The following is a 13088-nucleotide window of genomic DNA, read 5'->3' on the forward strand; positions in this document are numbered from 1 at the left end:
GGCGTGGCCCCGCCCGCGAGCGCCTACCGACGGGTGTCGAGCACGCGGTCCGCCGGTGGGGAGACGGCATGGCTCGGCGGTTGCGGTGTCGCGGGGGCCCGAGCGCGCACCAGGTGGTGCAGCAGCACCAGGGGAGCCACGCCGGCCGGGTACCAGGCCAGGTCGACCGGGTCGAACTGCACACCCAGCGCCAGCCGCGCCGCCAGGCTCCGCGCCGACAGCTCGGCCGGGACCCCGGTCAACTGCGCGCACTCCACCAACCAGCAGAAGACGGTGGCGACCGCCCCGGCCGGCACCGGCGCCATCCGGGGCCGCACGAACAGCACCCCGGCCCAGGCCATCGACGCGTACAGCGCGGTGCCGGAGTACTGCCGCAGCGCCCCGTCGTCGACGACGCGGATCAGCAGTGCGAGGCCTAGGAACAGCAGCGCGGCCACCGGCATGAGCAGCCGCACCGTACGGGTCGTGATCGGCGTTCGCGCGAGGGTGGCCACCGCAACAAGGTACGGGTACGGACCGATGCCGGTGGGGCGGCTACCGCGGCGCCAGTGCGGCGGCCAGGTCACCGGGGGACACCGCCGTCCACGACGCCCCGGCCGTCCCGTCGAGCAACAGGGCGCTCGAACCTTCGGCCACTTCGCCGTCGAGGAGCATCGTCAGCCGGTCCTGGTCCACCGTCGCGACGAACGCCTTCCCCGGCTGGGGCCACGGCGACGTGCCGTCCCCGGTGTCGCGGGTCGCTGCCGCGCGGACCGCGGCAACGGTGTCGGCGCCGCCGCCGACCGGCACCTGGGTGGTGGTGCCGTCCGCGTGCGCGACGACGATCCGGTCGGCCCGCGCCGAGGCGTGCCAGGCGGCCAGGTCCAGCAGGGTCGGACGGATGCCGGAGCGGAAGTGTTCCCACAGGTCGGCGGCGAGCCGGCCGAGCCGAGCGCCGTAGCCGGTGACGTTGTGACCGTACCCGGTGGTCGACAGGCTCGCGTCGATCCACATCACCTCGCCGGTGCGCACGTTGTGCACCAGCGGCGCGAGCGAGCGGGCGTCACCGCGCAGCTGGAATCGCTGCACGACCCGGGCCGGGTCGAACTGGCGGCCACCCCGCTCCGGCAGGGAGAAACCGGCGAACGCGGCGTCCAGCGCCTCGAAGGGCACATCGTTGTAGCTGAACACCACGGGCACGGCCCACTCCACCCGCGCGGCCAGCAGCGCGGCCCGGTCGAGGTCGAGGAACTCGGTGGCGCCCAGCGGCGGCGGCGCCGACGTGAGGTCACCGGAGTGGATCGCGGCGCGCCCCTTGAACCGCAGCCGGGTGTAGTCACAGTGACCCCGCGGCCTCCACCCCGCGTCGTAGAACGCGCAGGACAGGTCCAGGTCGACCCGGAACTTCTCGCCGTCGGTCCAGTGCAGGAAGAGCCGCAGCACGTCCAGGTCGGGCAGGTGGCGGAGGCTTCCCCGCGGCCAACCCGTCAGCTGGGCGGAGCCCGCGCGTTCGCGCCGCGGAGCGGGCACCCGGCCCAGCGCGGCATCCAGCACCGCCACGTCGAACCGGTCCAGCCCGCCGGCCCGGTCCACCAGTTCGGCGTCGACGCTTGCCCGGATCTCGGCGATCGCGTCGGCCGGCAGCGGGCGGCGCCGCTCCGGCGCGCTCCACGCCCGTACCACGTCGCCCTTCGGGAAGAACGTGCGCCGCGGCGTGCCCGGCTCGGCGCCCCGACCCGGTGCGGGCGTGGCCGGTCGCCGTGTCCGCAGGCCCAGCGCGCGCCCCAGCGCGGCCCCGACCGTGCCGACGTGCCCGGCTCCGACAGCCTGTGCGGCCTCCGCCATCGACGCGCCGGCGGCCAACTCCACCGCCTCCGGGACTGCGACCGTGGCGTCGCGGCCGGTCAGCGCGGCGGCCGCGTCGGCGAGGACGGTCGGCGACACCCGGGACGCGACCTGCCGCGCGCCGTCCAGCACGACGCGCTGCGCGTCCGGGTCGTCGCCGGCCAGGCGCAGCAGGTGGTCGAGCCGACGCCACAGGTCGCCGGGCCGCTGGACGAGCAGGGCGGCGGCGTCTGCCGCGTCCCCGTCGGCCGCCGCCTGCTCGACCAGCGCGGCGAAGGTGCGAACTCGCACCGACACCGTGCCGCCGGCATGCCAGGAGAGGATTAGCCGCTCGTGGGCGCGCGCAGCGGCGTCGACCATCGCGGTGCCCAGCGCGCCGCGGGCCGGGGCGCGGGTGCCGCGCAGCGCGGCGAACGCGACCGCCGCATTCGGGTACGCGGCGACTCGTTCGTAGGGGTGCAGCCGCTCGGCGAGCCGCTTCCAGACGGTGGGATGGCGGGCCAGGTCCTCGGCCGCGATGACGGGGTCGAGGGACGCGAGGAAGGCGAGGACCGTGCGGCGCAGTGGCCGGGGCAGCGCCCATACCCGCGGCGGGCCGACGGTGACCGCCGGCTCGTCGACCGGCCGGTACGCCTCCGACGGCGGGTTGTCGCGGCGTCGCCGCGGCAGGACAAGGCCGGGATCCCCGCCCGAGTACGCCCAGAGGGTGCGGGCCACGTCGCTGGCCGTGCCCCAGCGGGCGGCGGCCTCGGCGAGGACCCGCTCCTGGGCGGCGGTGAGTGCCGTGCGGTGCAGCGCCTCCGCGATCACCACCGCGAGTGTCTCCCGGGCGGGCACCACCGGCGGCAGCCAGTCGAGGCGGTCCGGCGCGGTCGCGGCGACGAGCGTCCGCAGGTCGGCCAGATCCGCCCCGCCGAGCGCCGTGGGCCGTCCCACCAGCTCGTCCCGCAGCCGGGCGGCGGTGCCGGCCGGAGCGGGGTCAAGGGTGAGCCGGCGCAGCCGCACCGGCGCCGCCGTGGACGACGCCGGCGGTGCCGCCTCGGCCTCGAGCGGCAGGTAGGAGTTGCCGGCGGTCAGCCGCGCCCGCAGATCGGGCAGGCTGTGTACCCGTCGGCGTCGAAGCAGTCCGCGCACACCAGGTGCCCACAGGGATCCAGCGCGTGGACTCGACCCTCCGCGCCGCACAGGATGCACGGTGCCGTCTCCGTCTGCAGCAGGTGCACGATGAGCCGCTCGACGTAGAGCCGGTCCGCGTCGGCCGGGGTGTCCGGGAAGCGGCGGAACAGCGGCACGTGTTCCCGGTCGGCGCCGACCAGCTCGGCGGTGACCGCGCAGACGAAATCGGCCCAGCGCATCCGGGTCACCGGGTCCAGCCGGGCGAACCGCCGCCGGACCACCGCGTCGAGCAGCCAGCCCGTGGCCGCCAGGTCAGCCTCCAGGTTGGCCACCCAGGCGTCGCCGTCGGCGGGTGGCGCGGCGGCCGGCTCCGGCAGCGCCACCGAGCCGGCCCGGCGCAGCAGGAGCGTCGCGAGCGCGTCCATCAGCGGCGTCCTCCTCGCGGTTGCTGTGCCGGCGGCCGGCGCCGCCGCGGCAGGCAGATGCCGGGGCGGAGAGTCGGCACGCTGCATTCAGTCGAAGAAAGGAGAAGGAAGCGCACCTGGGAGCCGCCCCGGCCCGCCGATGTTACGGCCGCCACATCGAGCGCGCGACCCGGTTTCCGCCGGGAACGCGGCTCGGTCAGCCCGCGAAGCGGTCCGGGCAGCGAGTGCCAGCGGCCGGGGGAGGGCTGGTTCGGCTGCGGCATCGGGGTAAAGGTCTGGCAGGCTGCTCACCATGCCGGACCGCCTGCTCGATGACGAGGCGTTGGAATCGTCCGCCGTGGTGGCGAACTCGTCGATGAACCGGGAACGCCAGCTCGCCGGCGTGAACAGCTACGCGCGGGAACTCGGCTTCAACCCCCTCGACTGGGTCATCGCCCGGGCCCGGCAGTCCCCGCCGCGCGGGACGATCGGCTGGCTCGACCTGTGCTGCGGCAGCGGCCGCGGCCTCGTGCAGGCGGCGAACACCCTCGCCCGCGACGGACTCGACCATCTCGTCACCATCGTCGGCGTCGACCTCGTCGACTTCTTCGACCCCACGCCCGTCCAGGGCGCGGCCCTGCACCTGACCTGCGCCTCCGTCGTCTCCTGGTCGCCGCCGCGCCGGTTCGACCTCATCACCTGCGTCCACGGCCTGCACTACGTCGGCGACAAACTGGCAGTGCTGACCCGCGTCGCCAGCTGGCTCACCGAGGACGGACGGTTCGTCGCCGATCTCGACCTGGACAGCATCCGCCTCGCCGACGGCCGGACCGCCGGCCGGAAACTGGCGACCGCCCTCCGCGAGGCCGGCTTCACCGTCGACACCCGCCGTCGCCGCATCACGCGGAACGGCGCCGGGGACGTCTCACTGCCGTATACGTACCTCGGCGCCGACGACCGCGCCGGACCCAACTACACCGGGCAGCCCGCGGTCAGCTCCTACTACCGTCATCGGCAGGACTCCGGAGCCGACAGCGGGGAGTAATAGAGGGGCTTGGGTTGCCGGCGACGTCGCGGAGCCCGAAGCCGGGGGTCATCGCATCGGTGCAGGAGAAGCGACCGTGCACAGCTCCGCGAGCATCCGGGCGGGCGCGGTCCGACTCACAGTCGGGCTCGATCGGAGCATCGTCCACCTTCGAGGGCGGCCGGCGGTTCAGGCGGTGCGGAGCCAGCGCCGCCAACTCGTCCGGGTGATCCGTTGCTCGGGGTGCGCGACCAGGTGGAGAACGAACTGCACCCGGAGCTGCACCAAGGGGTCGTCGAGCTGCACCAAGGGGTCGTCGGCACGGGCCAACATCGCCACCCGGTCGAGGAACAACGGGTCGTCGAGCTGCCGGACCAGGCAGGCGTACCCCCAGTCCTTGCACCGGTACGGCCGCCGTAGTGCCGCAAGGATCAGCTCCGCGATCTGCGGCTTGATCCCCTCCGGAATGACGTCACGGTCGAGTCGGCGCAGAAGTGCCTCCTTCGTTCCCCAGGGGGACCACATCCGCGACTCCGGCGCCTGCCACTCCTCGGGAAAATCCGCCTCCCACCGCAGGTACAGCACCACGAACGGTGCCCAGAGCGCGCGGGTCACCCCGTCACCGTCCGCGGCGTCCCGGAAGGCGCCGAGCGGCCCGTAGATCGTCTGTCTGTCATGCCAGCGGAAGTCGGCGTGCGCCTGGTCCATCGCCGCGCGGAGGCGAGGCTGGCTGGACCTCGACCGGTAGTGCGACAACCACAGGGCATTCGATCGGTGCAACGCGTCGCTCGCCGCCGCGACCATCGCCTGATGCCGGTCGAGCGCACGGTGGCGCGTGACCGGGTCAGTCGCCACCAGGTCGAACAGCCAGGCGTAGTCGCCGGGTGGCTCCTCGAAGATCACCGCGGCCTGCTGTGGCGGCTTCGGCGGGGAGCGGTCAGGCCAGAGGTTGACATGATCCGGGCCTTCGGGAGTGTCACGAGGCGCGTGGCAGCGCGAGCCAGTCCTGCCAGGTGATGTCGCGACCCAGATAACGGGGCTGCTGGAAGGGCCAGTCCGCGGCGATCCACCGCGGTACCAGCGCGTCGAATGCGCGCTCCAGTTCGCCGCCGACGAGGTCGTCCACCACCCACCAGGAGACCTCGCCGTCGGAGCCGATGCGCTCGGGCGGGTCGATGTAGACGCACCCGAGGATCCTGGCCTCCTCCTCGTCCAGCAGCGCGTAGTTGAACGACTGGTGCGCGGCGATCTCCTTCTCGTGCCGCAGCAGGTCGATGCGGTTCTGTTCGTAGGTCATCGACTCCGGCGGCCAGGCCCAGGCCGGACCGAAGATCTCCCACAGGCGCTCTTGGGAGCCCATCACGGCGGGGTAGTCGAGCGGGCTGTCCGCCTCCCGGATCGGCCGCAGGTGGAGCGTGGTGTCGGGCACCGGCACGTAGACGGGGTGGACGAAGTCGTCAGGCAGCCAACTCATTCGGCCGACGCTACAACCGGTGCGCGCGCAATGATCCGTCAGGCCGGGGGGGGGGGGGGGGGGGGGGGGGGGGGGGTTCGGCGCCTGCTGCCGGCCGGATGCCGTGACTTCAGGCCGGACCACCTCACCAGCACACGGGCTCTGGCCTGACGGTGGCGGCGGCGGTCAGGAGGTGACCGGCGTCGTCGTACCCGTCGGGCTTGCCGACGGCGACGCCGGGTCGGGGGACGCGGAGCCGCTGGGCGCCGGGCTGCTCGGCGCCGGAGTGCCACTCGACGGGGTCGGGCCAGGGGTGGACGGGGACGGGGTGGGACTGCCGGACGGGCTGGGGGTGCCGGACGGGCTGGGCGGGGCGGTGGTCGGGGACGAGGAGGGGGCGCCGGTCGGTCCGGACGTCGGCGGCACCGTCGGCTTCGTGGTCGGCGGCCTGGTGGCCGGGCTTGTGGCCGTCGGCTTCGGACCGCCGGTCGCCGGGCGTGGCGTCGCCGGGGCGGTGGTCGGCTGCCGCACCGACTCGGTCCGGGCCACCTGATCAGTAGGCGGCGGGATGTCGGTGGGAGATGGACCGGAGACGGCGGCGGCACTGGGCGTCGGCAGGAGATCGGGCGTGGGGGTGGCCGGTGCCGGCCGGACGTCCGGCGTGCCGGCGGCCCGCGCCTGGGCGGCGGTGCCCGGATCAGCCTCGGCGTCTCCCATCAGCGCGAAGCCGAGACCCGCTCCGCCGACCAGCAGGGCGGCGAGGACTCCGGTCACGACGGGCAGCGCGGCCGAACGGGGTGGGCGGGGACGCCGGTGGGCGGGCAACGAACACTCCTGACCTGCTGGGATGTGGCTGGCGCGACGACGCCGACCCATGACCCTGCCGTCCGCCCTCGGCGACCGCCAATGGCCGGACGGCGGAGGTGACCGGGATCACCACCAGGCGGGCATGCGGCGGTCGAAGCAGCCATCAGACCGACATGTCGGACCAGTGCACGTCCGCTCATGGCAGAGCCTCCCCGGCGATCCGGGGAGGCTCTGACCATTGCTGGGGGACCGGTGCCGCTACCTCACCGGCGCGGGTCCTCCTGGATCTTCAGGGCGTTGAGGATCGGGTCGCTCTCGCCCTTCTCGCGGCGAAGCTCGATCTTCAGATCGCCACCGGCATGCTCGACGGTGACCGTGTTCATGTCCGCGGTCAGCGCACCCACCTTCGCCTGCACATCGTGGTCGTAGAGCACGACCTTGCCGTCGGCCAGAACATCGAAGGTTCGCTTGCCGGCCTTGACGTTCTCGATCTCCGCGAAGTCGAGGCCGATCCGGTACGTCCCGGCGGGGGCGTTCTTGAACACGTAGCTGAACGTCTCGCCGGTCCGCTGGGTGCGGAACAGCGCGTCCTCCTCGGTGCCGGCGATGTCGGCCTTGGTGGTACGGGCCTTGCCGCCGACGTAGCCCCACGGCTGCGAGCCGAGCTCCTGGTCGGGCGACCAGACGAAGCCGTCGGTGCCCACGTACCCGGCTCCGCCCACGTCGACGCCCCGCCAGTAGGCCGAGGTCGCCAGGCGGACCGGCTTGAGCTGAGCCTCACTCTTGCCGGCGTTCGACGTCACGAGCACGTCCCCGACGAGCACGCCGGGCTCGACGCCGGCGTTGTCGGCCGTCGCCGTGACCGTGGTGGACTCGCCGGCCGCGAGCGTGACCGTGCCGGTCGCGGCCGCGCCCGTGAGGGTCAGCCACGGAAGGTCGGCCGCCTCGTGCCCGCCGTCGCTGGTGCGTTTCTGCTCGCTGAGCCGCACCTCGAGCGGGGCGGAGCCGGTGTTGGTCACGGTCACGTCGGCCGTCGCCTCCTGGCCCTTGTCGAGGAGCCAGTCGAGGTCACCTCCGGTGACGGTCGCGATGCCCGTGGTCAACGCCGTGTCGACCACCTCGGCCTGATCCTTCCTGGCGATGGTCACGGGGTGGCTGGCGGTGACGTAGTTCGGCGCCTCGACCTGCACGGTGTTCTCGCCGACCAGCGCCTGAGCCTTCCACCGGCCCTTCGCGTCGGCCGTGATGACCCGCTCGCCGTTCGGCCCCTTGAGCGTGACGATCGCGCCCTCGATCGGCTTGCCGTCGTTCTTGTCGGTGACCGTGCCCTCGATCGTGCCCGCGGCCGGAAGGGTGTACTCCAGCCCCAGGCCGGCCTTCAGGATGGGCTGGTTGAAGGAGTACTGGGCCGCGGGGTTGTGCGTCAGGCTCTCCACGCCGACCGTCGCGGACGACCCTCGGGTGAGGGGGTTGTCGCCGCCGACGCCGTCGCCGTACCCGATCTGGATGCGGCCGTCCGCGATCAGGGTGACCGAGAAGCTCACGCGCGCCGTCTGGTCGCTGTAGAAGGTGGCGTTGCGCCACTCGATGACCTCAGCGGCCAGGCCGTCCACCTCGGTCCTGCCGAAGTAGATACCCGCTTCGTCGTCGACGACCAGGTCGTCCCAGAGCGGATAGATCGCGTCGAACGCGTACGGCGACGGCAGCTCCGTGTTGCCTCCCACCGCGCTGGCCTGGTCGAAGATCAGCTGACCGTTCGTCGTCACGCACACGCCGTCCCAGGCCGTGTCGTAGAACGGGAACAGGAAGCTGGAGTCGAACCACAGCACGCCGCAGACGTCGTCGCCGTGCCACCCGGACTCCTCCGTACCCTGGCGGTAGAGCCCGTCGGTCACCTTCATCGAGTACGAGCGACCGGCGGGGGCCACCGGCACGGGGCCCGGCTCCGGCTGCTCGGGCTGGGGCTCCGGCTCCGCCGCGTCCGCGCGCGGGTCGAGCGTCACCCGCAGCGCGGCGATGGTCGGGGCCTTCAGGCCCTTCGAGCCCCGCAGCTCGACGGTCAGCGGACCGCCCTCGTGCTTCACGACCGCGGTGCGCCAGTCGGCGGCGTTCGGCCCGACGGCCGCGGCCGCGTCGTACGCGTAGTCCGTCAGCGTGCCGTTCACGAGGACGTCGAACACCCGCTTGCCCTTTGCCGTCTTCTCGATCTCGGCGAACCCGAGGTCGATCGCGTAGGTGCCCTTGGGTGCGTCGGGGAAGCGGTAGAACAACTGCCGGTCCGCCGTGGTGCGCTGCGACTGGAACAGGGCGTCGTCCGTCGTACGTTCGATCCCGGACGTCGTGGAGGCGACCTTCGTCTTCCCCTCGTAGCCCCACGCTTCCTTGCCGGCGGCCTGGTCGCCGGACCAGGTGTAGCCGGAGCCGTCGGTGAACGAAGGGCCGCCGGCGTTGACGCCGACCTGGTACTTCGTGGTCGTGAGCGTCACCGGGACGTACGTCTTGGACTGGCGTCCGGAGTCGGACCGCACCACGATGTTCGCGCCGAGGACCCCGGGCTTGGCGTCCTTCGAGGAGATCGACACCTTGACGGTCGTCGACTCGCCCGGGGCGAGGGTGCCGCCGGTCGAGGACAGCGACAGCCACGGCAGGTCGGTGAGCAGGTCGTCCTCGACGTCGACCAGCACGACGTCATCGGCGACCTGGTCCGCCGCCCACAGCGCGCCGGTCGAGTCGGTCTCGAGGCCGCCGCCCTGGCCCGCCTTCTGGCCCGGGAACCACCACGCGTTGACCAGCGAGCAGTCGTCGGGGTCGACCTGCAGCAGCCGGGTCGGCCGGTTCGAGGTGAGGTCGGTGTACCAGATGGTGTCGGACGCCTGGTTGTAGGCCAGGCCCATCACCTCCGGCAGCGGCGGAGCGCAGAAGGACAGCAGCGCACCCGCGTTGTCATGCGACGTCCCGGCGACGGTGCCGATCATGCCGTTCCTCCGGCCGCCGACGTAGAACACGTCCTCCGCCGGGTTGTAGGCGAGTCCGGTCAGCTGCAGCGTGGACCAGTCGCCCTTGATCTGCCGGGTCTCCTTCCCGGTGTTCCGGTCGAAGCAGTGGATGTAGCTGGCCGGGCTGTCCTCCATCTGGCACATGTCACCGGTCCTGGTGTCGAGCGCCATGTCGAACGCCCGGTAGGCGGGGTTCCACGAGGCGTCGAAGACCTTTCCGGTCGGCTTGCCCGTCACCGTGTAGGCGGTGTTGGTCCGCTTGTTGTAGTCGTGGACCCAGACGTCGCCGTCGTACCCGATGCCCGAGGGCTCCTTCTCCTGGATGGTGCCCGGGATGGCGATCCGGGTGATGACGTCTCCGCCGGAGGTCACGCCGACCTTGCCGGCCGCCTGTGCTTCCGCGGCCTTCGCCGTCGCCGCCGTGCCGTCGAGGTTCGACGGCTTCATGCCGCTCGCGCCGGCCTTCCACGCGGCGAGGTCGATCGTGCTGGCCGCACCCGTCCCGGTGCGCGCGGTGGCGCCGGTGGCGTCGAGCTCGGGGTGGCGCGCGGCCTCGCCCAGGTCGTACGTGAGCGGGGCGGAACCGGTGTTGGTCAGCGTCAGCGAGCCCACGCCGTTCTGGTCGGTGCCCAGCAGCGCGTCGAGGCCGTCGGCCTTCAGGCCGGCGACGCCCGTGGTCAGCCGCGCATCGATCGTGGCGTTCGCGTAGAGCTTGTCGAGGGAGAAGGGGTACGCCGCGGTCGTGTAGTTCGGCGCGTCGACCGTCATGGTGTAGTCGCCAACCGGGAGCTGGCGATGCACGATGCCCGTCCCGTTGGTCGTGACCGCCTCGACCAGCCCCTTCTTGTTCGTGAAGGAGACCTTGGCCCCGGCCACCGGCAGCCCGTCGTTCTTGTCGACGACGGTCGCGTCGAGGTAGCCCCAGTCGGGAAGGTCGTAGGTGACGATCATCCCGTCGTGCAGCACCGGGGCGCTGTCGGAGAACCGGATGCCGTCGACGCCGGCCCAGCCCTGGATGCCGGTGATGGTCTTGGCGCCGGCGGTCACCGGGTCGTCGGTGCCGATGCCGTCGCCATACCCGAAGATGATCTTGCCTGAGCGGGTGAGCGTGGCCGAGAAGTTGACCGGCTCCGTGTACTCCGACCGGATCGGCCAGGCCCAGATCTTGGCGTTGCGGAACTCGACGACGAACGCGTCCTCACCGTCGACCTTGGTGGCCGCCGTGAAGACGCCCCCACCGGGGGCGAACTCGACGGGGGTCTGGACGTAGAACGGGAAGACGCCCGCACCGCCGCTGCCGGGTCCGGTGCCCTCGTCCGGGGTGATCACGCCGCGCAGGCTGATGCCGAGGGTGTCATGGCTGCCGTTGTAGAGCGCGATCGGGAACGGCAGCTTCACCGTCGCCCACACGCCGCTGGTGAACGCGACCTGGTCGGTGCCGCGCAGGTATTCGCCTTCGGACACGTCGCAGCTGTAACCGCCCTTGTCGACGACGCGCCCGACCAGGATCTCCAGCGGCTTGTTCTCGGCGCCGACGGTCAGCGGGAGGGACGTCGGCGAGAGGCAGGCGTTGGGCGTGACGGCGAGCCCGTACTGGCCCTCCGGCACACCGGCGATCGTGAACGCGCCGTTGGCGTCCGTGCGTACGGGCTTCAGCGGCGTGTTCTTGACCGAGACGTCGGCGTTCGGGACCGGCCGCTTCTTGTCGTCGACGACCCGGCCGCTGATGTCGTGCTTCGCGGCGGCCGTGAGCGGCAGCGTGACGGAGCTGTCCTGGCCGAGGGAGATCGTGACGTTGGCGGTCGCGGTCAGGTAGCCGAAGACCTTGGTACTGAGCTGGTAGGTACCGACCGGCAGGTTGGTCGTGAACCGGCCGTCCTTGTCGGTGCCGATCGACCGGCTGAACGGTCCGCTGATCGTCACCTCGGCGGCGGGGACCGGGGCGCCGTCGGCGGTGACGACACCGGTGAGGGTGCCGCCCTGCCGGGGCGCGAGCTCGAGCAGGCGGACGAGGTCGAGCCGGCCCTCGCCGTACTTGTTGTTGACGTCGGCGGTGCCGCCGCACTCGGTGTCGTCGACGTCGACGGCCGAGTCGGCGAGCAGACGGCGGGTCTCCTCGACCTGCCCGATGAGGGTCGGGTCGTAGCTCCACAGGTCGGCGACGGCGCCGGCGACGTGGGGAGCCGCCATCGACGTACCGGCCATCTCGACGTAACTGTTGTTCGGGTACGACGAGCGGACGGCGACGCCCGGCGCGGAGATCTCCGGCTTGATCCGGCCACCCTCACCCTCGCCCTTGCGGGAGAACGACGCGAGCGTGCCGTCCGAGTCGTACGCGCCGACGGAGTAGGCACTCTCGGCGGAGCCGGGCGAGGAGACGGTGTCGCAGGCGGCGTACGGCGTGGTGTTGCCCGACGACCAGACGCTGAAGATGCCCGCGGCGCTCCAGGCCTCGTCGATGGCCTGGAAGAAGTCGTCGAAGTTGTGCTCGACGGTCTGGCCCCACGAGTTGTTGATGACGTGGGGGCGCTTGGACGGGTCAGGGTTGTTCCCGTTGACGTCGGTGGGGGCGAGCAGCCACCAGCCGGACTTCAGCAGCGACTCGACGCCGCTGCTGTCGCAGCAGCCGTTCGTCGCGATCCACTGCGCGTCCGGCGCGACGCCGATGTGGTTCGTGCCGTCGTCGCCGACCATGGTGCCCATGGTGTGCGTGCCGTGTCCGTTGTCGTCGCACGGCGCGCCCGTGCACGTGCCCCGGGCGGCCATCCAGTTGTAGTTGTGGTCGACGGTCCCGTCCGGCTTCGTACCGCGGTACTGGTGCATCAGGGCGGGGTGGTCGAACTGGACACCCGAGTCGAGGTTGGACACGGTGATGCCCGCACCGGTGGCGCCCATGGCCCACGCCTCGGGGGCGTGGATGGCGTCCAGACCCCACGTGGTGGTGCCCTCCGCGGCCGTGGCCTTCGGGGCGGCGGAGCGGGCAGCCTGGTCGGCCGGCGTCTTCTCCTCCACGGGCTCGACCAGCGCGACCTGCGGCGCCACGTGGATCTCGGCGACCTGGCCGACCGAGGCGACGTCGAGCGCGAGCTTCTGCGTGCCGCCCTTGACGAGCACGGCGTTGACGAGCGGGTAGGACGTGTACTTCACGCCCGCCGCGTCGAGCTCGGCGGCGACGGACCCCGCGGAGCTCTTCGCTGCCGCCTTCAGCGCGTCGTAGACGAACTGACCGCGTTCGGTCCAGTTCGCGATCTTCTTGGCGGGGGCGAGATCGGCCTTGGCGCCGAACGTGATCCAGAAGTCGGAGGTCGGCTGCGTGCGGAAGCGGTCCTTCAGGTTCGACGCGATCTTTTTGGCGGCCGCGCCGGGATCGGGCTCAGCGGCGGACGCCGGTACTGGCTGGATCATGCTCAGGCCGACCGCTGCGGCAAGCGTTGCCGCGAGGGCTTTGAGTCTCATGCAAAGTC

8 protein-coding genes are annotated in these 13088 nt (G+C 72.3%); 2 read left to right on the top strand and 6 right to left on the bottom strand.

What is annotated here, in order from left to right:
- Window positions 1–23: 23 nt before the first annotated feature.
- The 3 genes from GCE86_RS08365 to GCE86_RS08375 are packed head-to-tail and all read right to left on the bottom strand — an operon-like array spanning window position 24 to window position 3365.
- Window positions 24–494 (bottom strand): ribosomal maturation YjgA family protein, encoded by a 471-nt coding sequence (locus GCE86_RS08365; protein ID WP_244317230.1) that lies wholly within the window; start codon window positions 492–494, stop codon window positions 24–26.
- Window positions 495–534: 40 nt separating this feature from the next.
- Window positions 535–2958: an MXAN_6230/SCO0854 family RING domain-containing protein gene (locus GCE86_RS08370; RefSeq protein ID WP_154226410.1), complete on the bottom strand. Its 2424-nt coding sequence runs from the start codon at window positions 2956–2958 to the stop codon at window positions 535–537.
- A complete protein-coding gene (locus GCE86_RS08375) occupies window positions 2898–3365 on the bottom strand; it encodes an RING finger family 4 domain-containing protein (protein ID WP_154226411.1) in 468 nt (155 codons plus the stop codon). The genes GCE86_RS08370 and GCE86_RS08375 overlap by 61 nt, the downstream gene beginning before the upstream one ends.
- Window positions 3366–3657: 292 nt before the next feature.
- On the opposite strand from GCE86_RS08375, the gene GCE86_RS08380 reads away from it, so the two are divergent.
- Entirely contained in the window at window positions 3658–4389 is a 732-nt protein-coding gene (locus GCE86_RS08380) for a class I SAM-dependent methyltransferase (RefSeq protein ID WP_154226412.1), read from the top strand.
- Between the two features lie 168 nt (window positions 4390–4557).
- Here GCE86_RS08380 and GCE86_RS08385 read toward each other — a convergent pair whose 3' ends face one another.
- Together GCE86_RS08385 and GCE86_RS08390 are read right to left on the bottom strand one after the other, a co-directional pair.
- Window positions 4558–5271 carry a hypothetical protein gene (locus GCE86_RS08385; protein ID WP_154226413.1) on the bottom strand — a complete coding sequence of 238 codons (714 nt, stop codon included), beginning with the start codon at window positions 5269–5271 and terminating at the stop codon, window positions 4558–4560.
- 73 nt (window positions 5272–5344) lie between these two features.
- Window positions 5345–5842 (bottom strand): GNAT family N-acetyltransferase, encoded by a 498-nt coding sequence (locus GCE86_RS08390; protein ID WP_154226414.1) that lies wholly within the window; start codon window positions 5840–5842, stop codon window positions 5345–5347.
- A gap of 172 nt (window positions 5843–6014) precedes the next feature.
- On the opposite strand from GCE86_RS08390, the gene GCE86_RS08395 reads away from it, so the two are divergent.
- Entirely contained in the window at window positions 6015–6374 is a 360-nt protein-coding gene (locus GCE86_RS08395) for a hypothetical protein (protein WP_154226415.1), read from the top strand.
- A 517-nt stretch (window positions 6375–6891) separates the two neighbouring features.
- Here GCE86_RS08395 and GCE86_RS08400 read toward each other — a convergent pair.
- Window positions 6892–13080 carry a S8 family serine peptidase gene (locus GCE86_RS08400; RefSeq protein ID WP_154226416.1) on the bottom strand — a complete coding sequence of 2063 codons (6189 nt, stop codon included), beginning with the start codon at window positions 13078–13080 and terminating at the stop codon, window positions 6892–6894.
- Window positions 13081–13088 lie beyond the last annotated feature (8 nt).

Origin of the sequence: Micromonospora terminaliae, assembly GCF_009671205.1 — a bacterium.
Taxonomy (GTDB): domain Bacteria; phylum Actinomycetota; class Actinomycetes; order Mycobacteriales; family Micromonosporaceae; genus Micromonospora; species Micromonospora terminaliae.

Excerpts from the sequence above, each read along its gene's own strand:
- GCE86_RS08375 (WP_154226411.1), bottom strand. The coding sequence starts at position 3,365 with ATGGACGCGCTCGCGACGCTCCTGCTGCGCCGGGCCGGCTCGGTGGCG.
- GCE86_RS08380 (WP_154226412.1), top strand. The coding sequence starts at position 3,658 with ATGCCGGACCGCCTGCTCGATGACGAGGCGTTGGAATCGTCCGCCGTG.
- GCE86_RS08390 (WP_154226414.1), bottom strand. The coding sequence starts at position 5,842 with ATGAGTTGGCTGCCTGACGACTTCGTCCACCCCGTCTACGTGCCGGTG.
- GCE86_RS08400 (WP_154226416.1), bottom strand. The coding sequence starts at position 13,080 with ATGAGACTCAAAGCCCTCGCGGCAACGCTTGCCGCAGCGGTCGGCCTG.